The sequence below is a fragment of the Candidatus Enterococcus moelleringii genome (assembly GCF_017377575.1).
Lineage (GTDB): Bacteria > Bacillota > Bacilli > Lactobacillales > Enterococcaceae > Enterococcus_A > Enterococcus_A moelleringii.
Genome location: NZ_JAFREM010000018.1, coordinates 215,840 through 240,218, shown reverse-complemented (window position 1 = coordinate 240,218; position 24,379 = coordinate 215,840). Strand labels below are relative to the sequence as shown.

At 42.9% G+C, this 24,379-nt stretch carries 20 protein-coding genes and 1 other annotated feature; of the genes, 4 read left to right on the top strand and 16 right to left on the bottom strand.

Translation table 11 applies throughout. The features are described from left to right. The first annotated feature begins 2 nt into the window (after positions 1-2). Positions 3-752, top strand: coding sequence for a peptidylprolyl isomerase (locus tag JZO70_RS12350; protein WP_207673876.1), 750 nt, complete (start codon positions 3-5; stop codon positions 750-752). A 60-nt stretch (positions 753-812) separates the two neighbouring features. Here JZO70_RS12350 and fabZ read toward each other — a convergent pair whose 3' ends face one another. Further along, the gene (gene fabZ / locus JZO70_RS12345) at positions 813-1,259 is read right to left on the bottom strand and encodes a 3-hydroxyacyl-ACP dehydratase FabZ (protein ID WP_207673875.1); all 447 of its coding nucleotides are present in this window, start codon (positions 1,257-1,259) and stop codon (positions 813-815) included. 158 nt (positions 1,260-1,417) lie between these two features. Between fabZ and fabI the strand changes: the two genes are divergently transcribed. Beyond that, complete coding sequence (gene fabI, locus JZO70_RS12340) at positions 1,418-2,173, top strand: enoyl-ACP reductase FabI (RefSeq protein WP_207673874.1); 756 nt, start codon at positions 1,418-1,420, stop codon at positions 2,171-2,173. Positions 2,174-2,290: 117 nt separating this feature from the next. On the opposite strand, the gene JZO70_RS12335 is transcribed toward fabI, so the two are convergent. After that, a complete protein-coding gene (locus JZO70_RS12335; protein WP_207673873.1) occupies positions 2,291-3,307 on the bottom strand; it encodes a branched-chain amino acid aminotransferase in 1,017 nt (338 codons plus the stop codon). A 168-nt stretch (positions 3,308-3,475) separates the two neighbouring features. On the opposite strand from JZO70_RS12335, the gene JZO70_RS12330 reads away from it, so the two are divergent. Further along, positions 3,476-4,387 carry a mechanosensitive ion channel family protein gene (locus JZO70_RS12330; RefSeq protein WP_207673872.1) on the top strand — a complete coding sequence of 304 codons (912 nt, stop codon included), beginning with the start codon at positions 3,476-3,478 and terminating at the stop codon, positions 4,385-4,387. Positions 4,388-4,463: 76 nt separating this feature from the next. Here JZO70_RS12330 and rpsN read toward each other — a convergent pair whose 3' ends face one another. The 9 genes from rpsN to JZO70_RS12285 all read right to left on the bottom strand — a co-directional run bounded on the left by rpsN (position 4,464) and on the right by JZO70_RS12285 (position 11,383). Continuing rightward, positions 4,464-4,733, bottom strand: a complete 270-nt coding sequence (rpsN, locus tag JZO70_RS12325) for a 30S ribosomal protein S14 (RefSeq protein WP_207673871.1) — start codon at positions 4,731-4,733, stop codon at positions 4,464-4,466. Between the two features lie 218 nt (positions 4,734-4,951). Beyond that, complete coding sequence (gene cbpB / locus JZO70_RS12320) at positions 4,952-5,443, bottom strand: cyclic-di-AMP-binding protein CbpB (protein ID WP_207673870.1); 492 nt, start codon at positions 5,441-5,443, stop codon at positions 4,952-4,954. A 93-nt stretch (positions 5,444-5,536) separates the two neighbouring features. Continuing rightward, complete coding sequence (locus JZO70_RS12315; protein WP_207673869.1) at positions 5,537-6,049, bottom strand: metallophosphoesterase; 513 nt, start codon at positions 6,047-6,049, stop codon at positions 5,537-5,539. A 4-nt stretch (positions 6,050-6,053) separates the two neighbouring features. Further along, positions 6,054-7,391: a ribonuclease PH gene (gene rph / locus JZO70_RS12310; protein ID WP_207673868.1), complete on the bottom strand. Its 1,338-nt coding sequence runs from the start codon at positions 7,389-7,391 to the stop codon at positions 6,054-6,056. Continuing rightward, entirely contained in the window at positions 7,392-8,207 is an 816-nt protein-coding gene (racE, locus tag JZO70_RS12305; RefSeq protein WP_207673867.1) for a glutamate racemase, read from the bottom strand. 282 nt (positions 8,208-8,489) lie between these two features. Further along, complete coding sequence (locus JZO70_RS12300; RefSeq protein ID WP_207673866.1) at positions 8,490-9,146, bottom strand: amino acid ABC transporter permease; 657 nt, start codon at positions 9,144-9,146, stop codon at positions 8,490-8,492. A gap of 15 nt (positions 9,147-9,161) precedes the next feature. After that, on the bottom strand, positions 9,162-9,806 hold the full coding sequence (locus JZO70_RS12295) for an amino acid ABC transporter permease (protein ID WP_207673865.1): 645 nt from the start codon (positions 9,804-9,806) through the stop codon (positions 9,162-9,164). Next, on the bottom strand, positions 9,799-10,635 hold the full coding sequence (locus tag JZO70_RS12290; protein WP_207673864.1) for a transporter substrate-binding domain-containing protein: 837 nt from the start codon (positions 10,633-10,635) through the stop codon (positions 9,799-9,801). Before JZO70_RS12290 ends, JZO70_RS12295 begins: the two co-directional genes overlap by 8 nt. 10 nt (positions 10,636-10,645) lie before the next feature. Continuing rightward, positions 10,646-11,383, bottom strand: a complete 738-nt coding sequence (locus tag JZO70_RS12285) for an amino acid ABC transporter ATP-binding protein (RefSeq protein WP_207673863.1) — start codon at positions 11,381-11,383, stop codon at positions 10,646-10,648. Positions 11,384-11,650: 267 nt separating this feature from the next. Between JZO70_RS12285 and trpS the strand changes: the two genes are divergently transcribed. After that, positions 11,651-12,661, top strand: a complete 1,011-nt coding sequence (gene trpS / locus JZO70_RS12280) for a tryptophan--tRNA ligase (RefSeq protein ID WP_207673862.1) — start codon at positions 11,651-11,653, stop codon at positions 12,659-12,661. Between the two features lie 149 nt (positions 12,662-12,810). Here trpS and pheT read toward each other — a convergent pair whose 3' ends face one another. The 5 genes from pheT to JZO70_RS12255 all read right to left on the bottom strand — a co-directional run bounded on the left by pheT (position 12,811) and on the right by JZO70_RS12255 (position 24,321). Next, on the bottom strand, positions 12,811-15,231 hold the full coding sequence (gene pheT, locus JZO70_RS12275) for a phenylalanine--tRNA ligase subunit beta (protein WP_207673861.1): 2,421 nt from the start codon (positions 15,229-15,231) through the stop codon (positions 12,811-12,813). Positions 15,232-15,237: 6 nt separating this feature from the next. Continuing rightward, positions 15,238-16,281, bottom strand: coding sequence for a phenylalanine--tRNA ligase subunit alpha (gene pheS, locus JZO70_RS12270; protein WP_207673860.1), 1,044 nt, complete (start codon positions 16,279-16,281; stop codon positions 15,238-15,240). Positions 16,282-16,508: 227 nt separating this feature from the next. After that, positions 16,509-16,706, bottom strand: a binding site (T-box leader). 45 nt (positions 16,707-16,751) lie between these two features. Continuing rightward, positions 16,752-17,096 carry a winged helix-turn-helix transcriptional regulator gene (locus JZO70_RS12265; protein ID WP_207673859.1) on the bottom strand — a complete coding sequence of 115 codons (345 nt, stop codon included), beginning with the start codon at positions 17,094-17,096 and terminating at the stop codon, positions 16,752-16,754. A gap of 69 nt (positions 17,097-17,165) precedes the next feature. Next, entirely contained in the window at positions 17,166-20,861 is a 3,696-nt protein-coding gene (gene addA / locus JZO70_RS12260) for a helicase-exonuclease AddAB subunit AddA (RefSeq protein WP_207673858.1), read from the bottom strand. After that, complete coding sequence (locus JZO70_RS12255; protein WP_207673857.1) at positions 20,848-24,321, bottom strand: PD-(D/E)XK nuclease family protein; 3,474 nt, start codon at positions 24,319-24,321, stop codon at positions 20,848-20,850. The genes addA and JZO70_RS12255 overlap by 14 nt, the downstream gene beginning before the upstream one ends. Positions 24,322-24,379: the final 58 nt, after the last annotated feature.

Below are 24,379 nucleotides of genomic sequence, written 5' to 3'. Positions count from 1 at the left end.
ATATGCAACTAAAAAAAGTATTACTCAGCAGCGCTTTAGTCTTATCCGTTGGCCTTTTGGCTGCCTGCAACTCTGGCAATGACGCGACAAATTCATCGGGGAGCGCTTCTAACTCCACGCAAGAATCTAGTGTAGATTTAAACAAGGTAGACCTGCCGCAGCTTTCCAATGAAGTAACCGATGACGAATACTTGGTGGAAATGGTAACAACTGAAGGCAATATTAAAATTAAGTTGTTCCCGAAAGAAGCACCAAAAACCGTGGAAAACTTCGTAACACATGCTAAGGATGGCTATTATAATGATACAACCTTCCATCGTGTAGTGAATGACTTCATGATCCAGGGGGGCGACCCTGAAGGTACTGGTATGGGCGGCGAAAGTATTTGGGGCGATCCTTTCGAGGATGAAATCTCACCAAGCTTGTACAACATCCGCGGCGCTCTTTCGATGGCCAATGCGGGGCCTGATACTAATGGCAGCCAGTTCTTCATTGTACAAAATACGGAAGATAAAAGTGATGGCTTAGCAATTCAATATACACCTGAAAAAATCATTGAGGCTTACAAAAATGGTGGAACACCTACTCTAGATGGCGTTCATGCTGTGTTCGGTCAAGTTACTGAGGGTATGGATGTAGTTGATAAAATTGCTGCTGCTGAAACTGAGGCTAATAGCCAAGGGGAAAACTCAACTCCAGTGGAGCCAGTAAAGATCAATGAGATCAAAATTTTACAAGAACCAAAGGAATAAGTTTAAGAATTTAATAAGCCGAAGTCAGTTTTCCAACTGATTCCGGCTTATTTTTTATGCTTATTTTTGCTCTTTGTCGCCGACGATAAAGGTAAATTGGCAGTCAGTAACTACCGTGTCCCCCACAGTCGCCCAAGCTTTTGCTGTTCCTACTGGCCCTTTGATTTTTTCAATATCAAAGTTCAAAAACAGCGTGTCGCCTGGTTTTACTTTTTCGTGGAAAACAGCCTTGTTGATTCCACCAATATAAGCCGTTTTTCCTTGGAAGGCTTCTGACTTCAGAATCAGCAATGAGCCCGCCTGTGCTAAGGCTTCAACGATTAGCGTACCTGGCATCATTGGATCATTTGGAAAATAGCCTTGGAAAAAATCTTCATTCATGGTTAAGTTTTTGACTGCAGTGATATGCTTTTCGTCCTCAAATTCTACGACAGCATCTAGATAGTAAATTGGAAAGCGGTTTGGAATGATTTCCATAATTTCTTCAACGTTCATTAGTATTTCCATTCTTGCACCTCGACATCTTATTTGTTTGATTATCAAACTATCATATTCTCTCTTCTTTTTCAAGCATTACCAGATTAATAAAAAAATAGTTTGACAATCAAAGCTTTTTCCAACATAATGTGTTCATACGAAAATTAAACTAGGAGTGAATCAACCGCATGTCATTTTTAACTGGAAAGAAAATTCTTGTGACTGGTGTCGCAAATAAGAGAAGTATCGCTTGGGGCTGTGCGAAAGCTATCGCCGACCAAGGAGCAGAAGTTATCTATACGTACCAAAACGATCGCATGAAAAAAGGGTTAGTCAAATTAGTTGGTGAAGATGCACCAATGGTTGAACTAGATGTATCTAAAGATGAAAACATTGAAAAAGCTATGGCTGCTATTAAAGAATTAGTCGGCAACATCGACGGCTTCTTACATTCGATTGCTTTTGCCAACAAAGAGGAATTATCTGGAGACGTATCAGAAATTACCCGTGACGGCTTTAGTCTAGCACAGGATGTTAGTGCCTATTCATTACTAGCATTAACGAAATATGCGCTGCCAATTCTAAATCCAGGCAGCAGTATCGTAACTATGACTTACATGGGGTCAGAACGTTCAATCCCTAACTACAACATGATGGGTATCGCTAAAGCTGCTTTGGAAGCTGAAGTACGCTACCTGGCGACCGAATTGTCACCAAAAGGCGTTCGAGTGAATGCTATCTCCGCAGGTGCCTTGAAAACATTAGCGGTAACTGGCGTGAAGGATTACCAATCCTTACTTAACCTTTCTGAAGAACGGACACCGGATAAAGTCAGTGTAACGATCGATGAAGTCGGCCAAACTTGTGCATTCTTGTTGAGCCCACTAGCTAGCGGTATCGTTGGTGATATTATTTACGTGGATAAAGGTGTGCATTTAAGCTAGATAGACATAAAGTGTTTAAAATTTTGTGACTCTATCCTCAACTACGCCCCCATTAAGCAATATATAGGTATACAAAAGCTGCTGCCAGTTTTGAATTGGCAGCAGCTTTTGTGTGTTCTATTCTACTGTGTAAATCCAGCCTTCTGGTGCTTCTACGTCACCAAACTGAATTCCAACTAGTTCGTCATATAATTTCTTGGTTACTGGCCCAACTTCGGTTTCACTGTAAAAGACGTGGAAATCATCGCCGTTTTGAATTCCGCCGATTGGTGAGATAACCGCCGCTGTACCACATGCTCCAGCTTCAGTAAATTCATCCAGTTTGTCTAGATAAACATCCCCTTCCACCGTTTCCATGTCAAAGCGATCTTTCGCCAAATGCAGCAAAGAATACTTCGTAATACTCGGTAAAATTGATGGTGAAGTCGGCGTAACAAATTGATTGTCTTTGGTAATACCAAAGAAGTTCGCAGAGCCCACTTCCTCAATTTTCGTGTGAGTTGCCGGATCTAAATAAATACAATCAGAGAAATTGCGCTTGTGAGCTTGATAACCTGGCAAAAGACTCGCGGCGTAGTTGCCCCCTACTTTTGCTGCTCCAGTTCCTTGCGGTGCAGCACGATCGTATTCAGAAACGATAAAGTTGGTTGGTGCCATTCCGCCTTTGAAGTAAGGTCCTACCGGCATGCAGAAGACTGAGAATAGATACTCAGGTGCTTCCACAACACCAATGTTATCTCCAACTCCGATTAGGTAAGGACGAATGTATAACGTCGCGCCTGTGCCATATGGAGGTACATATTCTTCGTTGGCTAAAACCACTTGTTTTACTGCATCGATGAATTTATCTTCCGGAACTTCCGGCATACACATTCTTTCAGCACTGCGGTTTAGACGTTTGCTGTTTTCATCCGGACGGAACAAGTTGATTTTACCGTCTTTGCGGCGATAGGCTTTCAGTCCTTCAAAGCATTCTTGTCCATAGTGCAAGCAAGTTGAACCCTCGCTGATTGTAATTTTATTGTCTTCAGTTAAATGGCCTTCATCCCATTCACCATTTTTCCAATGTGAGATATAACGATAAGGGGTTTTGATGTAGTCAAACCCTAATTCTTCCCATTTTATATTAACCATTCTATCATCTCCTTTTTATATAAACGTTAGTCTACCACTTTGTTGGAAACTTGTCATGAATATTTTCAATTTTTTTGGAATTTTCTGTCTTTTTATCTTCAGCAGAACTATCGACAGACTATTTAAAACTTGATAAAATGAAATGCGTTGGAAGAAAGGAAGAGATTGATGCTTTTTTTAGCAATACAAACCACTGATTCGACCGGACTTGATGTCGTAGATCAGGCAACAGAAAAAATCTCAGCATGGCAGCGTTATTGGCAGTCGATTGATTGGGATGCCGTCTTTTCCACCTTCATTTCAAAAGGGATTACTTTGCTGGCGATTTTGATTCTTTTCGGAATCATTCGTAAAGCCGGAAATTTCTTAATTACTCAATCCTTTGATCGCCAAAAGCGTAAAGTCGCTGGCAGTACCACTCGAATCGAGACGATTCATACCTTGTCGTCTAATATTTTTTCTTATACCTTGTTTTTCTTTTTCCTTTACTCGGTATTAGACACGATTGGCATTCCAGTGGGCTCGCTATTGGCCGGGGCCGGAATTGCTGGTATTGCGATTGGACTTGGTGCCCAGGGCTTCATGAACGACATCATCACTGGTTTCTTCATCATTTTGGAGCAGCAGATTGATGTGGGAGATTACATTAAACTGGTTAATTTGCAAATCGAAGGAACGGTTACTTCGGTGGGGATTCGCATGGTGCAGTTAAAAGCAGCTGACGGCACGGTTCACTTTGTCCCTAACCGCAACATCACTACCATCAGCAACCTGTCACGAGCACACATGCAGGTATTGATTGATATTCGGATTCAGCCAAATGAAGGCTATCAGGAAATCAATCAATTGATCCAAAAGGTCAATGATCGCTTAGGAAAAACCTATAAAGATGAAATCTTTGATGGACCAAATCTTTTTGGGATGGTGGATTTAGGCAACAGCAACTACGCCATTCGAACCGTGATGTACGTAACCAATGGAAGACAGCTGCCATTGAAGGAAGAGTTTTTGGCGAACTATGTGAAGGAATTGACCGATCATGGGTTTACTATTCCTAACAACCCTATTACACTCTCGTAGCAGCAGCTGGATAAAAATTTACAAAATAAATACCCTCAAACAGCCTGTGAGCAGTTTGAGGGTATTTGCTTTATCTTTACCAGCTGGCTTTCTTTACGCCGGGAATTTGGCCTTTATGGGCCAATTCGCGGAAGTGGATACGAGACATGCCGAACTTGCGCATATAGCCTCGTGGACGTCCATCGATTAAATCCCGATGTTTCAGACGGTTAGGATTGGATTCCTTAGGCAGCTTTGCTAAGCCTTCGTAATCGCCAGCCGCTTTTAGAGCTTGACGTTGTTCTGCATATTTTTCAATTAAAGCCCGTTGTTTTTGTGCTTTAACAATTTTAGATTTTTTAGCCATTTCTTGACTTCCTTTCCCATAGGTATCTATTGATTAAACTGTAATGGTTACTTTTAATAACTTTACTAGAATACTCATTGGTTGAGGAAAAGTCAATTAATGTGTATTGGCAGGTGAAAAATGGCAGTTAACGAACAAACTGCTTTCCCTCAAAACAAACTGCAAAAAGCACGAATGGCAAAAAAAGAAACAGCCGAAGCTGCTTCTTGATCTTGTCGCTATTTTGATGTTGCTGGCTGCAATACGAATTTTCCACTAAGACGTTGTTTCTTGTCCAATTCATGGAAGGTATGATTGACAGCTTTTAAAATTTCCCGCCGGGTGATAATGCCCTTAAAGACGCCTTCATCATCCAATACCGGAATAAAGGCCGCATCCACCAGCAAATGCATAATGTCTTCCAGATCACAATTTTCTTTCACGGTTTCGATCTCAGTATTCATGACGTCTGCTACAGTATATTTGCTTAAATTTTTTGTATCTATTCCATCAATATCCATCATTTTGCTGACAACATCATTCAGGCTTAACAGCCCGATAAAACGATCCCCTTTATCTAACACCGGAATCTTCGAGTAGCCAACCTTAGATAACACTAAGAACGCATGCTCCAAAGGATTGCCCACCATAACGTTTGCTACATTTTCAGACGGAATCATCATTGTGTCCTTCTTTTCGGACATTAATTCCTCGATTGTACGACTAATCATACAACAGCCTCCGTTTCTACTTTCCCTATCTATTTTACTGAAACAACCCTATAGTAAGGGCTTTTTTGCTCAATGTTAAGTAAAAATTAGAAACTATTTAGCAAACTCAGCTACTAATTCTTCAACAGGCTGATGGGCCCGATTGTAGTATTGCACCACGTATTTTTCCGGTGTGCTTTCAATGATTGCATAACTTGGAATCCGCACTGGGCCGCGAGGCTGGGAGATACTTCCGGGATTAACGAACAGAATCCCCTGATCCATTTCTGCCACCGCTTGGTGAATATGACCAAATAACGCGATATTAGCACCCTCTTCTTGAGCTTGAAGGGACAGCACGTTTAAACCAAAACGAACATTGGAACGATGACCGTGAGTCATAAAGATCCGATCGTCACCAATGGTAACCAGCTGTTCGGGTTCGTAACCAGGATCGTAATCGCAGTTGCCTCCTACTACAGTAAAATACTTCCACATGATGTCGTTTGCGGCAAGCTCTGAGTCGCCGCAGTGAAACATGCCATCCATTTTGCCGTTGTAACGTTTGATTAATTCATCTAAAATCTGGCGGTCACTATGATTATCACTAACTACTAAATATTTCATGAATCTATCCCTCCAACCATTTCTGCCAGACTTTTTCCAAGGCTTTGACTGCTTGTGCCCGGTGGCTGACTTCATTTTTTTCAGCAGCGGTCATTTCAGCTGCTGTTTTGTTAAATTCTGGAACAAAAAATAATGGATCGTAGCCAAAGCCGTTATCTCCTTGCGGAATGCGAGCGATTTGGCCGGGCCAATCGGCTTCTACGACCAAGCTTTCCTTATTAGGTGCTGCAAATACCAGCGTGCAATGGAAATGAGCGGTCCGCTTTTCATCAGGCACCTCTGTTAGTTCGTGTAAAAGCTTTGCATTGTTGGCAGCATCACTTTTACGTTCACCCGCAAAACGGGCGGAATAAACCCCTGGCATGCCATTTAGCGCATCTACGGCTAGACCAGAATCATCCGCCAAAACCGGCTGCTGCAGGATCTGAGCAATTGTTTCAGCCTTTAAACGAGCATTTTCTTCAAAGGTCTTGCCGGTTTCCTCTACATCTGGCAAGTTGGGGAAGTCAGCTAACGTTTTGATTTGATAGCCGGCTCGGGCAAACAGTGCCGAAAACTCTTTGGCTTTTCCTGGATTTCCGGTAGCGATCACTACCGTTTTTTCTGGTACTTCTTCAGCGTCCACCGTGTGCAAAGCTTCCTTTTGGTAGCTGACTAATTCTTCTATTCCAGCTTTTCCGTGTAAAATCAAGGCATTCAATTCCGTATCATCAAAGGTCGCTTCTTCACCAGTGCCTTGAATTTCGACAAAACGGCCTGATTCAGTCATGACGATATTCATGTCAACAGCCGCTGAAGAATCTTCAACATAGTCTAAATCAGTAACGACTTGACCATCTGGCAAAATACCGACACTAATTGCTGCTAGATGTTCCTTAATCGGATCTTCCTTCAGCTCACCAGACGCAAGCAACTTATTTATAGCCAAACGTAAAGCAACAAAGCCGCCGGTAATACTTGCGGTACGCGTACCGCCGTCTGCTTGAATGACATCACAATCGATTACGATGCTGCGTTCGCCTAATTTAGCTAAGTCAATTACTGCCCGCAATGCTCGGCCAATTAGACGCTGAATTTCCATCGTACGGCCTGACAGCTTGCCCTTGGCACTTTCCCGACGATTACGGGTATTGGTAGCTCTTGGCAGCATGCTGTATTCAGCAGTTACCCAGCCCGTTCCCTCGCCCCGTAAAAAGGGTGGTACTGATTCTTCGACTGTCGCTGAACAGATGACCTTTGTATCGCCAAAAGAGATGACTACTGAGCCTTCTGGATGTTTAAAGACGTTGGTTTCAATGGTTACGTTTCTTAATTGCTGCAAACTTCTTCCGTCATGACGCATTTATTTTCCTCCCAAATGTATATGTTCAACCTCTAATGTTTTAAGGTCCAACCAGTCGCCGGCAATATCGCGAAACATTTTCGGTGAACCAGTTGTATAAAATTTACAAGTTTTCGATACTTTTCGATCATAATTATTCAAGTTAAAGTAATCCAAAAGCGTACTTAGGTCGTTGACCGTTTCAGCTCCTGAGTCAATCAAGGTGACGTCGCTGCCCATGACATTTTGGATAATCGGACGCAGCAAGGGATAGTGAGTACAACCTAGAATCAGCGTATCCGGCTTGTTATACATCAGAGGAGCCAAAGTTTCCGCCACGATTTTTTTCGCCACTGGGCTGGTGAACTGGTTACTTTCTACTACTGGCACGAACTTAGGGCAAGCTAAGCTGCGGACGTGTACATCTGGCGATTTTTCCAACAGCTCTTTTTCGTAGGTAGCGCTTTTTACGGTTCCTTCTGTCCCGATTACAGCAATTTCCCCAGTGTGACTCGCTTTTAGAGCAGAACGTGAGCCAGGCTGAATCACCCCGATCACTGGAATATCTACTTTTGCTTTGATTTCATCTAAGGCAACGGCCGTAGCCGTATTGCAGGCAATCACCAGCATTTTGATCCCTTGATCAATTAAAAATTGGGTCATTTGCCAAGTGAATTCAACGACTTGCTGAGCAGGACGAGGTCCATAAGGGCAACGTGCGGTGTCGCCAAGGTATAATATGTGTTCATTTGGCAGCTGCCGCATTGCTTCTTTTACAACCGTTAAACCGCCAACACCTGAATCGATAAAACCGATGGGTAGTTCATTAGACAACATTTCTCATCCTATCTTTTACAAGTTTCACCTTATTTTGTACTTTTTAGCGTTTTTTTTCAAGTCCTAGATCATTTCTTTTACGATACCTTATAGCAAGCCGCTGCTTTTAGCGGATATTTTGTTGATGACAAACGATAATAAAAGGGAATTCATATGAAAAAAAGATGCCTGAAAAATAAATTGTGCTGCACCTATGAGAAAAACGTTACTGACGGCTTTTTTCAGACACAAAAAATCCAGAGAAAGGTGCTCTCTGGATTCCATCGGTCTGAAAGTTCTATTTTAATAATTGTATTTGCTATTTTCCAAGTATCTTGAAGCCAAGGATAATGCGTAACAAACGACGAAATACATCGCAGTCATCGCCACAAACATCGGAATCACGTAGTTGGTGTTTTGACCATACACGATTCTGGCATTGTGCATCAATTCCGGCAGCGAGATAATAACCGCCAATGAAGTATCCTTAATTAAGGAAATCAACTGGCTTAAAATGGCTGGCAGCATTGATTTTAACGCTTGAGGAATGATAATAATCATCAAGGTTTGAATGTAGGTCAAGCCTGAAGACAAACCTGCCTCTGTTTGACCAATCGGCACTGCGTTAAGCCCTGCCCGGAAGATTTCTGACAGCATCGCTGATTCAAAAATCGTCAAAGCAGCAACGGCAGCCCAAAAGATATTTAATTTGATCCCAATTTGCGGTAAAGCAAAGTAGGTAAAGAAGATAATCAGCAGCAGCGGTAAATTTCGAATGACATCCACTACAATACCGACAATCTTGGAAACAAACGGAATTTTGCTGTAACGAACAGTTCCGGCAATCCCGCCTAAAATCATACTTAAAATAATTGAAACAATTGATACTTGAATCGTGACCCAAAGCCCGTCTAAAAGGAATCGGATATTGATCCAAGCAAATGCACCGCTAAAGTCCATCGTATTCCTCCCTTTCTAGGCACTTGCCCAATTCTTATCCAAATAATTCATTAGATAAGACAATGGCAAGGTTAATACTAAGTAAAACAGTCCGACAATGATATAGGTATCAAAGGTATTGAAGGTGGTGCTGGCAATTAAGTCCCCTTGATACATTAGATCCAACCCGGCTACCATTGCTAAAATAGATGAGTTTTTAATCAAATTGATGAATTGGTTGCCTAATGGCGGCACTACAATTTTGAAGGCTTGCGGCAATACGATGTAGCGCATTGTCTCCGCGTATGAAAAGCCGGAAGAAAGGCCCGCTTCCATCTGCCCTTTAGGTACTGTTTGAATCCCTGAACGGACCGTCTCAGCGATAAAGGCCGAGGTGTAAATGGTCAAACCAATCGTTCCTGCTTGGAACCCGTCAAAGGTATAAAAATACATTGGTGCAACTACGTAAAAGAACATGACAATAATCAACAGAGGAATATTTCGGAAAAAGGCCACATAAGCCTTAGCAAGATTCCGAATCACACTATTATGGGATAATTGGAAAATCGCCATCAGTGTCCCGATGATTAAACTAAAGATCAATGCCATGAAACTAGCATACAAAGTAAATTTGAATCCTTCAAAAAACTCGCTGGAATAACTGCTAAATAAATCAGTCATTGAATTTAGCCCCCTTTGCTGCTTTTCCTACTGACTCATTCGGGAACCACTTATCATAGATTTTGTCGTAAGTACCATTGTCATGCATTTTTCTTAAGGCGCCGTCAACTTCGTTCAGGAAATCTTCCTGACCTTTATTAATGGCAATCCCATAAGGTTCAGTCGTAAAGGTACCGCCAACTAATCCATAATTGTCGTTTTCAGAAGCCATCCCTAACAAGATCGCATTATCCGTCGTCATGGCATCCCCTTGACCGGATTGCAATGCAGTAAATGCTTCGGCATAGTTTTCTAATTCCAAAATGTTTGCTTCTGGTGCATGCTCACGAATATTGATTGCTGAAGTGGAGCCTTTTACTACTAAAATCGTATCATCAGCCGTTAAATTCTCAACGCTGTCTATATGACTGCCTTTTTCAACTAGCAGTGATTGTCCAGCATCGAAGTAAATATCAGAGAAATCAACCTGTTCCAAACGTTCACTAGTAATTGTCATCGTCGCAATAATGCCGTCGATATTTCCGTTTTTTAACAACGGAATCCGTGTTTTAGAAGTAACCTCTACAAACTCTGCGCGGCCTTCATCCCCTAAGATTTCTTTAGTGATCGCTTTGGCGATATCGATATCAAAGCCTTCAACTACGCGAGTTTCGATATTCATCATCCCAAAGAGACGAGTATCATATTTTACGCCCCAAGTAATGACAGGCTCTGTTTCCAATCTTTCGGCGATATTTTCATTTGCCACACTGTCCCCTTTACATCCTGATAAGCCAAACACGACTAGGATTAAGAGAAAGAAGGAGACAATTTTTTTCACTTTTGACATAGTCATCCTCCTAGTGGTTAATTACTTTACTTACAAATTGCTGTGCACGAACTTCTTTTGGTCGTTCGAAGAATCCTTTCACATCGCGAGTATCTTCCAATACTTCACCTTCAGCCATGAAAATAATCCGGTCAGCCACTTCTTTGGCGAAGCCCATTTCATGGGTAACCACGATCATTGACATACCGTCTTTGGCAATTTTCTTCATAACACCTAAAACATCACCGATCATTTCCGGATCCAATGCTGAAGTTGGTTCGTCAAATAGCAATAATTCTGGATTCATTGACAGCCCGCGGGCGATAGCGATCCGCTGTTGTTGTCCACCAGACAACATCGATGGATAAGAATCCTTCTTATCTAACATGTCCACTCGATTTAATAATTTCTCAGCCGTTTTGATTGCATCTGCTTCCGGCTGTTTTAATACTTTGATTGGCGCTAAAGTGATGTTTTCTAACGCGGTTTTATTTGGGTATAAATTGAAGTGCTGGAAAACCATACCAATTTGTGTGCGGATGTCTTTAAGCTTCACATCTTTACTATGTAAATCTTTTCCGTTCACCAATAAATGACCTGATGATATTTGTTCCAGCCCATTGATACAGCGAAGCATCGTGCTTTTTCCTGATCCTGAAGGGCCAATCACCACAACTACTTCACCTTTATCAAAAGCCAAATTGATATTTTTTAAGGCATGAAACTTCCCATAATACTTCTCTACCTCTTTGAATTCGACCATTGCCATGTATGAACACCCCTACTCTTCCTAATTTAATTCTAATTTTTCAGACCTGACTCTAATTATATGCTAAGTATTTTTCGTTTGTAAAGTAAAAAATCTACAACAACAAAAAATTACTTGCCAAACATTACCTTTTCATGTTAGGTTTACTGACATAAAAAGCCACAGTTGTTGCGTTCATTAAAGAATTAGCAGTTGTTTAAATTCCCAAAAAAGGTTACTATTTTAAGGTAGGTTGAAGACTAAATATACGATGAAAAGGTGAATCGAATGACAAACATTATCCTGACTGGCGACCGCCCAACAGGTAAATTACACTTAGGACACTATGTTGGCTCGCTGAAAAACCGTGTGGCGATGCAAGGTGATCCCGAAAACGAACTATTCATCATGGTTGCTGATATGCAGGCCCTGACTGACAATGCGAAAAATCCAGAAAAGGTTTATTCAAATGTGCTGCAGGTAGCTTTGGATTATTTGGCAGTTGGCTTAGACCCTGCCCGCACAACCATGTTTATCCAATCGCAAATTCCTGAACTGTCAGAATTGACGATGTACTTCTTAAACTTGGTAAGTGTTGGACGCGTGCGCCGCAACCCAACGGTTAAATCTGAAATTGAGCAAAAAGGCTTTGGCGATAGCGTACCAACTGGTTTCTTCATTTATCCAGTGTCACAAGCTTCTGATATTACAGCTTTTAAAGCAAACTTGGTTCCAGTTGGTGAAGACCAAAAACCTATGCTGGAGCAAACTCAAGAGATTGTTCAAAGCTTTAATAACACTTACGGGGAAGTTCTCGTTAACCCCAAAGGAGTCTTCCCTGATAAAGGGATGGGACGCCTGCCAGGAATTGACGGCAACGGAAAAATGAGCAAATCGCTAGGCAACGGAATTTATCTATCTGATTCGGAAGAAACTGTTGCTAAAAAAGTGATGAGTATGTATACCGATCCGAATCATATCCATGTGGAAGATCCTGGTCAAGTGGAAGGCAATATGGTCTTCACCTATCTAGATGTTTTCGGCAAAGATAAAGAAAAAATCGAAGAACTGAAGGCCCACTACCGTCGCGGCGGCCTTGGGGATGTCAAAATCAAGCGTTATTTAATTGAGGTCTTGGAGGAAGAATTGAATCCAATCCGGACTCGTCGGGAAGAGTTTGCTAAAGACCCTGAGCAAGTGATGTTAATGCTGAAAGAAGGCAGTGAAAAAGCCCAAGCAGTGGCTGCTCAAACCTTAGCAGAAGTCAAAAAAGCCATGGGTATCGCCTACTTCTCATAAAACTAAAATTTGGATAAGCTTGAAGATCAGCTTATCCAAATTTACATTTAAAACTAGCAAAGCCTGTTTGAGAATCTGAACACTTTTTAAAAAGCTTTGTTATAAAAAAGGAGCAGCAAGCATATAAATGCTGGCTGCTCTTTTTTCGTTTAGCGAATGACCGCTGATACTTCTTTTTCTAGACTCTTGATCACTTTGCTCATCCACTGATTGATTTCTTCATCAGTTAACGTTGCTTCTGGGTTAACAAAAGTTAGGCTGTAAGCCATTGACTTCATGCCTTCTTCGATTGATTCCCCTTGATACACATCGAACACATGCACATCTGTCAAGAAACGGCTAGCTGAGCTGCGAATCACTTCAATGATTTTGGCATTGGAAACTGATTCTTCCACTAATAGAGCAATATCGCGGCTGACTGCTGGATATTTAGAAACCGGTTCGTAAACCAGCGGTTCTTTCTCCACTGTCAGTAAAGCATCTAAGTTCAATTCAGCTACAAAAGCTGATTTAAGCTCATAAGCTTTAACGATTTTCGGATGAACTTGTCCGACAAAACCAACTAACTGATCATTCATGTAGATAGCAGCGGTTTGCCCAGGATGCATTTCCGGTAATTCGGAGGCAGCTTGATAGCTGATTTTTCCGCTTAGTCCTAGTCCATCAATTAATTCTTCTACAATCCCTTTGGCTGTGTAGAAATCAACTTTTTCGGCTTTTTCCGCCCAAGTTCTATCCGTACGATTTCCTGTTAAAGCAATGGCAACGTGTTTTTCTTCCAAAGGTAAATCCTTTTTCGGATCATTGTCTTGGTAGAACACACGGCCGATTTCGTACAAGGAAACATCCGCGTTTTTACGAGCAACGTTGTAGGCTAAATCCTCTAACAAACCGCTAATAAGATTCAAACGCAAGACAGAACGGTCTTCACTCATTGGCCAATCAAGACGCGTGTACTTACTTTCCCGCATAGTGAATTGTCCAGCTTTTTCTTCCGTGGTTAAGGCATAGCTGATCGCCTCATGCAAGCCGCTTGCTTCTAATAAAGAACGAACTTTGCGAGTGTTCTTTTGAACATCCGTTAATCCTCCAGCAACAGTTTGGCCACTTGGAAGCGTTGAAGGGATGTTATTGTAACCGTAAATCCGGGCAATTTCTTCCATCAAGTCGGCTTCGATGGTAATATCCCAACGACGTGGCGGAACACTCACTGTGTAGTTGTCGTCAGCCTCTTGATAATCAAAATCCAATGCTTCAAATACGGCATTAACATCTTCAATAGTTAACTCAGTTCCCAAGAAATAATTCACGTTTTTCAAGTTCGTAGTGACTTCAACGTTTTCTGGGTTGACTTCGCTGCCTAAAACGCCGCCCTGCAGAACTTCGCCGCCAGCTAATTCAGCGATCATAGCTGCTGCAACATCACCAGCTAAGCCAATAGTTGCTTGATTAATACCTTTTTCAAAACGTGCTGACGCTTCGCTGCGCAAGTTGTAAGCTTGAGAAGTGCGACGAGTTGCTACACTGTCAAACATTGCTGATTCCAAAGCTACCGTTGTGGTTGTATCAACGATTTCTGAATCAAGACCGCCCATGACACCAGCAAGAGCTACTGGAATTTCACCATTGGTAATCACGATATTTTCTGGGTTAAGCGTACGTTCAACACCATCCAACGTAGTCAAAGCTTCTTGATCTTTGGCACGGCGGACTAAGATTTCCTGACTGCCTAATTTGTCGTAGTCAAAAGCATGCAGTGGTTGACCAAATAACAACAAAATGTAGTTAGTAATATCTACAACATTGCTGATGGGACGAATGCCTTCGTTCATTAGACGGTTTTGCAGCCATTGCGGACTTGGTCCGATTTTAACGTTTTTAATGATGCGAATCTCATAGTGAGGGGCATCATTTTTATCAGCGACAGATACTTTGATTTTGTCCGCGGCTTTTTCATCAATTTCCTTTAAAGTTACTTCTGGGAAAACAGCTTTTTTACCATAGATTGCCGCTGTTTCGTAAGCAACTCCTCGCATGCTCAACGCATCTGCCCGGTTAGGAGTTACAGATAAATCTAGGATGGCATCATCCATATCTAAATAGGAGAAAACTGGTTCGCCAGGCACTGCATCTTCTGGCAGGATGTAAATACCATCGGCAAATTCTTTCGGAATCACGGAATCGCTGTAGCCTAATTCTTGTAAAGAACAGATCATGCCGTTAGAAACTTGGCCCCGCATTTTGCCTTTTTTGATTTTAACGTTGCCGGCAATTCGTGAATTGGGTAAAGCCACGATTACTTTGATACCAGCTTTGACATTCGGTGCGCCGCAAACGATTTGTGACAGCTCTTCTTCGCCAATATCCACTTGGCAAATTGACAAGTGATCTGAATCCGGATGCGGGATGCATTCCTTCACATCACCGACGACAATTTTTTTCAAACCTTCTTCAGGTACTTCGACACCTTCGACCTCGATCCCGGTTAAGGATAAACGGTCAGATAATTCCTGTGGTGTGATATCTTTTAAATCCACGTATTCATTTAGCCATTTATATGAAACAAACATAATCGGTTATTCCCCCTTGAACTGTTCTAAGAAACGAACATCATTTAAATAGAAGTTACGTATATCATTGACGCCATAACGCAGCATTGATACACGATCCGGTCCAATCCCAAAAGCAAAACCAGAGTAAACTTCTGGATCAATACCGGACATAGACAAGACGTCAGGATGCACCATACCAGCACCTAAAATTTCAATCCAGCCGGTATATTTGCAGACGTTACAGCCTTTGCCGCCGCACTTAAAGCAGCTGACATCTACTTCTACTGAAGGTTCAGTAAAAGGAAAATAGCTTGGACGCAAACGAATACTGCGATCTGCCCCGAAAATTTCTTTAACGAAATGCTCTAACGTGCCTTTCAAGTCAGCCATGGTGATTCCCTTGTCGATAACTAAGCCTTCAATTTGGTGGAATTGATGACTATGAGTGGCATCATCGGTATCACGACGGAATACCTTACCAGGTGAAATCATCCGCAAAGCGCCTTTAGAAAAGTCGTGACTTTCCATCGTGCGAGCTTGAACCGGTGATGTATGGGTCCGAATTAAAATATCTTCTGAAATGTAGAAGGTATCCTGCATGTCTCTAGCTGGATGGTTCTTCGGCAAGTTCATGCGTTCAAAGTTGTAATGATCACTTTCAACTTCATAGCCTTCAACCACTTGATAGCCTAAGCCGACAAATACGTCTTCGATTTCCTCCATCACTTGCGTAATCACGTGACGGGTTCCTTGCGGCAATTGTTTGCCTGGCAGGGTAACATCAATTGTTTCTTCAGCTAAGGCTTTTTCCAAAGCAATTTCAGCCAAGGCTGCTTTTCGTTCATCGATTGCTTCGGTTAACAGGTCGCGAATTTCGTTAGCAAAGGCCCCTACTTTTGGCCGTTCTTCTGCTGACAAATCCCGCATGCCTCGCAATACTTCCGTGATCGGGCCTTTTTTACCTAAAGTTTCTACCCGAATTTGCTCCACTGCGGCTAAATCTGCTGCATCAGAAATCTTCGCCAGCGTCTGGGTTTTCAGTTCTTCTAGTTGGTTCTGTAAACTCATCTCTCTACTTCCTTTCCTTTAAGAAAGGCTTCGCAAACTTGCTCAACTTTGAAGCATTAAGACTAAAATTTGAATAATTGGCTTCTCACAATTCTTCAAATTTTCGCTTAATGCCGACAAAGTTAGTTTGTGAAGCCGGACACCTTCAGCATCAGCTTGATAAGTCTTCTAATTGTGAATAACTTATTCTTTCCTAAATGTCCAAAAAAAAGAGACCTCGGTTCCTATAAAGGAACGAGGTCTCGCGTTACCATCCTAATTCGCCAAATTTTGGCGCACTCACATTTTTAACGGCCTCAGCCGGTCAGTTACGACAAGCTCCGGAAGTGAACTTCATCCTTTGTTACCTTAATCTGCTTCCAGTCTGCGGCAGATACTCCCTAGTAAGGCTCTAAAAGACTACTCTTTTCCATCAACGCTTTTTCTTTATTCAATTGACTATTTTATACTACAAGAAAATTGCTATTTTATCAACTACATTCTTGCTCTGTAATCCAATTTTCGCCCCAAACATGCAATTCTTTCATTACAGTATCCAATGCTTCACCTTTTTCAGTCAAACAGTAATCCAATCGTTTTTGGCCTTCTGGACCAGAAGTACGTGTAACCAGCGCTTCTTGCTCTAATTCTCTTAAACGTTCTGCTAGGACCCGGTCACTGACATGAGGGATCTTGGCGGCCAAATCAACAAAGCGTTGAGGGCCTTCTTCCAATAAGACATCGATGATCAAGCCGTTCCATTTTTTCCCTAAAATCGCAAAGCCTTTTTCAAATTTTGGACATAGAGAAAATTTAGTTTGTTGTATTTGTTCCATTCTACTCACCTCGTTACCGAAATTATACCATATTACTTACAAATCATAAGTATAGGACGCCTTCGTTTCTTAATTTTCTATTAGATCGATAACCTTTTCCCCTCGTAAGAACACGATATTTAATGAAGCAACCGGTTTGTTTTTCGCCTTTTCAATGGCTTCCTTATAAAGGAGCAATTGACCACGGTAACGATCAACTAATTCTTTTTCCCGCTGCGGTGTATAATAATCGGTCTTGAAGTCATACAAGACTAAATAGTCTTCAAACTCGATGTAGCCGTCGATGATTCCGTGGATCAGAATATCATCCTTCGCTTCATATTCCATAAACACTTCATTGGCCGGCAGCAGCATCGCAAACGGTTCTTCCCGGTACACCTGCGAGGCATGAGCTAAGACCAGCTGACCTAGTTCACTAGCGAAAAATGCCAGTAATGAGTCGATGGAAATAGCTTCGGCCAATTCTTGTGTTAGAGTATCTCCTGCCACGAGCTCATCGATCAGGTTTTGAATTTTCTGCTCAGTCGGCTGCTTGTCTAATGGAATCAGCTGCATGATTAAATGAGTCGCTGTTCCAATTTCGGCAGCGGACAGTTGGCTTTTCGTTTCTAAAAACTTCGGCTGATTCAAGCCGTCTTCGGTGAAACGATAAACCGCCTGCTGCGGGCCTTTTTCATCAAAGTTCAACGAGATAGCTTCCCGATTGTCGGGATCGTCGTACATCCGCTTCAATTCAGAAACCGATTGATAGCTGGTGGTTTTGGTGGCTTCAGGAAACTCATATTGATACAAAAGTCGTTTCTTCACTTGTGAGATATCAGCGGTTGCTTCCTTAACCTCGGCTTGTTCTTTCTTAGCCGGCATAAATTTGGTAATTTGATCGCCCAATGTATTCGGCAGAACAAAGGAAATAGCAAATTCAGCTGGCTGCTGAGCTACTTCTGCTTGTGGTGCAATACTTCCTTCCAGTTGGTACTCCTGCATCTCCGGATGACGAATCAAGGTTTGCCCCACCCAATCAAAGAAGGTTCCTCTTGTGCGGGAAGAAACTGGCAGTACCAGCTCAGGATTATTAGCGGTAGCCGACCACTTTTTCAGGGCGTCCTCTTGATTGCTGTAGGAGCCAACTAAGAACAGCTTCTGCTCCGCCCGTGTTAAGGCCACATACAGCTTGCGCATTTCTTCCGAAAGCAGCTTGCGCATATTCACCTGTTGAACAGCATCGAAAGCTAAGGTGGTAAAGCGCACCCGTGTTTCTGGCGTTAGGTATTTAACACCTAAGCCCAATTTTTCATCGAACACATAGCTGCGGCGGGTGTCTGACAGGTTAAAAGCTTTGCTCATATCCATCACAAAAACCACTGGGAATTCTAAGCCCTTACTGGCATGGATCGTCATTACCCGGACAGCATTGGTGATTTCTTCGCTTTGCGGCTCTGCCAAATCCTTGTCTTTTTCCTGCATTTTTTCGATAAAACGAATGAATTGGTACAACCCTCTAAAGCTGCTGCGTTCGTAATCCTTCGCCCGTTCAACCAGCGCCAACAGATTAGCGTGTCGCTGCTGACCCGCCGGCATTCCCAACACATAGTCAAGATACGCCGTCTCATCGTAAATTTTAGTTACTAGATCAGACAAGGCTTCTTGCCGAGCATACTCTCGCCAGTTAATGAACAATTGAGAAAAGTCTCGCAGCTTCTCACTAGTTTTGTCTTCTTTAGTAGCAATATACTGCTTCATCGCTCGATAAAATTCTTTCTTCGGCTGGAGTAAGCGAACCTGAGCTAGCTCTTCCTCAGTCAAGCCGACCATCGGCGAACGAAGTACGGCAGCTAGTGGGATATCTTGATACGGATTGTCGATGATTTGCAGTAAAGCAATCATCACCCGTAATTCAGTTGATTGGAAATAATTCTGAGTATCGTTAATCGCCAACGGAATGTCCAGCTGCTTAAAGATCTCCAGAATCGTTAAGTTGTTGCTTTTCGTTGGCGTCAACAGCACGATATCTTGGTAATCGATCGGCCGCATCGCCTTTTGTTTCTTGTCGTAAATCTCAAAGCCTTCATGGATCAACTCGCGAATTTTCGCAGCCACCATGATGACTTCGCCAGCGGTTTTATCTTCAATCCATTCCGGAGCTTCTTCATCCTTCTCGTAAACCAGCATTTCTGCTTTGAAGCTATCTGATTCAGGAAAGGCGGTGAAGCCGTTGATTAATTCGGCTTCCTGATCGTAGGCGATTTGCCCGACTTCTTCATCCATCAGCTGTTTGAAGACCAGATTGGTAAAGTCCAAGACCTCTTTGCGAGAGCGGAAATTCTCTGCCAAAATAATCCGACGGCCGCCTTTTTTGTCGGCAAAGTCGTGGTATTTCTGGATAAACAAGGTTGGATCGGCTAAACGGAAGCCGTAGATGGATTGCTTCACATCCCCCACCATGAATAAATTGCCTTCATTCACAGTCTCAGTGGCTAATGAGCGCAAAATCGTTTCCTGCAATTGGTTAATATCTTGATACTCGTCCACTAATACTTCTTCGAAACGATTGCGGTAGTGCTTTTGAGCTGGAAATTCACCCTCTACCTCGGTTTTCAAAATCTGCAGCGTGAAATGCTCTAAATCGTTGAAATCCAGCAGACCCTTTTCCCGTTTTTTAGCGGAGTAACGGCTGATAAATAGTTTTTCCACCCGAACCAGTTCCTCTACCAAAGGACGAGCGGCATGAAGACGTTCGATATGTTCTTCCGGTGTTGCCGCGAAAAAGCCGGTTTTCATATTGGTTAATAGATCCTTCGCAGTTTGACGCTTGTCCTTTAGGCGATCGATGGTTTCACCGTACAGTTCCTTCACCTCTTTTTTGCGAGGTGTCGGGAAAGTCGGAAAGCTGAAAGTATCCATTAATTGATGAGCTTCACTTAACTGATCTCCATGAAGTGCTTGAAGCAGCGCCAATGTCGCTTGTTTTTCCTGCTCAGCCAAACTGAAGATTTTCTCTAAGTCGGGACTACCTTCGCTTAGTTCCATCATTTCTTGATACAGCTCGCTGGCATCCTCTAGCGCTTGAAGCAGCTGCGGACGCAGGCTTTCTTGATAGAGCGTACTTTCGGTTAGTTCGTTGACACTGTAATTTTCCAGCAGCGAATCCAGCCATTCGAAAGGCGCCGGATTCGCCCGGGCAAACTCGTACATGGATAGGATTAAATCTTCTAAGCCTTGATCACTGCGGTCGTTGGAGAAATTTTCCGTTAAGCGATAGAAAATTTCTTCGTTTTGCTCGTAGCACTCTTCCCGCAACTCATCCCAGACATCTTCTTTTAATAAAATAGTCTCGGTGGCATCCGTCAGCATCCGGTAGCTAGGATCTAAGTCTATTAAATAGAAGAAACGCTGAATGACCTTGGAACAAAAGGAGTGCAAGGTAGAAATATTTGCCATTGGCAGCAAGGTCAATTGCCGAGTGAAATGGTTCTTCAGCTCTTGATCCGTCTCTTCATTGACAGCTTCCTGCAAAGCACCTTGAACCCGTTCCTTCATTTCACTGGCGGCAGCTTCGGTAAAGGTCACCACCAACAGTTCATCCACAGATAAACGTTCACGTTTAATTTTTTCAATCACGCGGCGAACTAAGACCGCGGTTTTTCCTGAACCGGCAGAGGCAGAGACCAAGAGATTATCTCCCTGATCATAAATCGCCTGCCACTGAGCATCGGTGTACATTTCATTTGGTGCTTTTGGAGGGATCGTTGGCTTATTCTGGGTCATGTAATTCTTCCTCCATTCGTTTCAAGACTTCTTCCCGCGGCATTTTTTCTAGGCGGTGGTAATTGTTTTCCTTCAGCATTACGTCAAATTTGCAGACGCTGCGGAAAGGACAATATTGGCAGGCTATTCGTTTCGTATCCTTAAATGCTGGATTGAGTTTGACCTCACCTGACAAAATCTCGTTGCCAGCCGCTTGAATTTTCTTGCGGTTGTATTCCCGCAACAGGTCAATTTCCGCCTGATCGTAGAATTTATCCTTGGAAGGTCCGGCTGGCGCAATATGGCCTTTGGCATCCTTGCGCAATGGGAACAGCAGGGAGTTTTCTTTGTCTTCTAAGCTGTGGTCCATTTCTTCAAACAGTTCGGCATCTTTGGCAAACAAACCGTCGTACTTGTAGGCCTTTAAAGTTTGCCGCTCCAAATCTTTCGGATCGGTCAAGACCGGATTGTGGACATGCAGGTAATAAGCACCCGCCGGCTTAATCAGCTTATCGCTAGTCAGACTAAAGTCGCTAACGGCCACGTCCAGATAAGTAATCAGCTGCATCGCGATTCCGTAATAGGCATCCACTACATTAAAGCTGCGGTCGCTGGATTTGTAATCTACTACACTGAGCCAGTCGGTGTTGTCGCCATGAATTTGATCCAAACGGTCGATTTTTCCGCGGACTGCCAGCTCGCCTCCATTTTTCAACGGTAACTGAATCCCTGGAATCCCCTTCTCGCCTGCCAAGGAACCAAACAAGACTTCAGTTCGTTCTGGTCGCAGGTTGGTTTTCAGACTTTGCTGCACTAGGCCCCAGCTAACTTTTTGAATCGTTTGAGCCAACTGGTAGCGAATATAGTTCATGCGCGCCGAACTGGATAAAATCGCAAATTTTACTTCGCCAAAGATTTCCTTTAAGACTTGATCGGCTAGCTGCGCCCGCTGTTCCTCGTTTAAATCAATTAGTTTTAGACCTAACTGATGGATCATACGGAAAAAGCGGTCCAACGCTTCGTGGTAGAAATCCCCAGCCGCAGCTGGCGTTAAGCCGTAAATCGTTCGTTCTTTTAAGCCCAAACCGAACTGGGCGAAATATTTATACTGGCAATTATAGAAATTTTCAATTCGCGACACTGAAACATACAGATTCTTTCCGTATAGCTTTTCAGCCGTTTTTGGCTGCAGTGCTTGCGGGATATTCAAAGCTTCCAAACTAGAGAAAACTCGTTTGGTCAAACCAGCTAATTCAGTCGTTTCGATAAAATGCATCAATTGCCGCCAGCCAGACAGCATCGGTTCTGCTCGATCCAGCGATAGGCGGTTGAGATGAATCAAATCAGACAAGAGTGTTCGCAGACTACCGACATAATTCTCCGGCATGGTAGTTAAATTCAATCCGCTAAAGTGTTGAATCGGAATGCTTAAACCTTCACTAACCCGACGTAAAAATGGTGAAATAGCTAGCTGTTTTTCTCCATCAATTGTGGTGGCCACTGTCAGATAAAGCTTTTCACTGCCAGATAAAAAGACATGATAAGCTAAAAACGGCTCGCGATTAACGTTGGAGCTGTTGTTTTCTGGCAAGAACTTGCCTTCCTCTAACTCCGCGTTTATCCCTTCCCGTTCTTCTGGTGATAATAGACCCCGGTCATCGAAACGGGCAGGAAACTCTTGGTCATTTAGCCCAATCGCAAATGTTACCTTCGCTTGGTCTGTTCGAGCCAGCTCCAGATTGTTTACTTTCACTTGGTCAATGGCAGTTGGAATTTTCCCATAGGTTAAGTTAGTCAATCCGGCTAAAAAGATCTCTTGGAAGTCTTCCCAGACAAATGGGCTTTCACCGTAAATCAAGACATACTCATCCAGCAGATCCATCAAGGCTTGCCAGGTTTGCTCATGATTGCGGGCTTTTTCCAGGTTGCCTTTTTCAACTTCCTGATCCCGCCAATATAATAACTGGCGCTTGATGCCGACGTCTTCCATTAATTGATAAAATTGCTTGGCTGCTGCAAATCCATTTTCGGCTTTTTTGATCTTCGCAAAGAAGTCCGGCAAGTATGCCTGAACCATGCGGCGAATTTCATTAGCTACTGTTTGTAATGCTGTGGCATCATTAAAGCTTTCTTCTTCAAAATCGTAGTCCACGAAAACCCAGTCTTCATCTTTGGTCCAGAAGCTGCCGCGGAAGTTGTAAGCTAAACAAACATTTTCCGTTTGGTCAATCTTCTCTCTTAGCTCTATTAAAGAAGGCGTCCGTTCTTCCTTCCAGTCAAAGGGCACAAACAACTCTGTGCGCAACAGGCGAAACACATCGGTGATTCGGTAGTGATATGCATCCACCAAAAACAGGGCCTGCAGGAATTCAACTAACGGGTGGCTCACCATTTTTTGCGTTTCATCCAGATAATATGGAATCTCCAGCTGTTCGAATAGTGAAGGTAAAATGCTGCTGTAGCAGTCGAAATTACGGATTAATACTTGAATGTCCTTATAGCGATAGCCTTCTTCAGCCACTAAGCGGCGAATTTCATTACCGACATGCCGAACTTCATCCGCTGGACTCAACTGCTGCCAAATGGCAATAGCTGAACTTTCACCCAGTTTCGGTACTTTTTTCCCTTGCCAAAATTGGCTTAGTTGATTTAATTGAGTATTTTTCATTTCAGCTTTCAGATCATGCAGAACAGGTAATTGCTGCTGATCCGCCAGCTGCTTCAATTGGAAATAAGACTTGCCGGCATCGGCAAATAGATTCAGCGGATGGGGTTCTTCGTTGGGATAACTGCGATCCAGCTCCAATGACACCAGCAGATTCCCACAGTTCATCAAAGTAGAAAGAATGTTTAACTCCCGCGCGTTAAAGCGGCTGAACCCGCTCAAGATAAAAAGACTGTTTTTGATGGATTGATCCTGCAACAGACTCTGCAACAGTAACAGCGGATCTTCATTTTTCACCTGATGCTTAAGTAAGGCTTGTTCGTATTCTTGATAGATCAGTCGCAAATCTTCCAGCTTTAGCTGCTCATCTTGATTGCCGTGGATTTGAGACAGGTCCTCCACCGACACATTGCCGATCTGCATTTCCTGATAAAATTGCACCAGCTGTTGAATAAAGCCGGTTTTATTGGTCTCGCCACGGAAGATGACCAGCTTTTCCCGCTGCTCTTGCAAGACCTTGCGCAAAATCATGGCATTCCCTGAATCCGACAACACGTTGCCGGGAATTTTTCCTTGTTTTTGCAAAAAATACCAGGCTAATCGCTCAAAACTGAAAACCTGCGCCCGTATCGAGCTGTATTCTTTGCCGGTTTTCATGGTTTCCAGCAGCTGTATTTCTTGTTCGAATTTATTATAGTTAGGCACAATGAAAAAGACCCGGTTTTCCTGATCAGCTGCTAACCATTGCTGCGCCGTGTCTACCATTTTTTCATGTGCGTTATTCTGTCCCGTACCTAGTAAAAATTGTAATGACATCTTTATCCCTCATTTCTGCAATGAATGGTCTGGCTTTATTATAACAAAAAACTGCAAG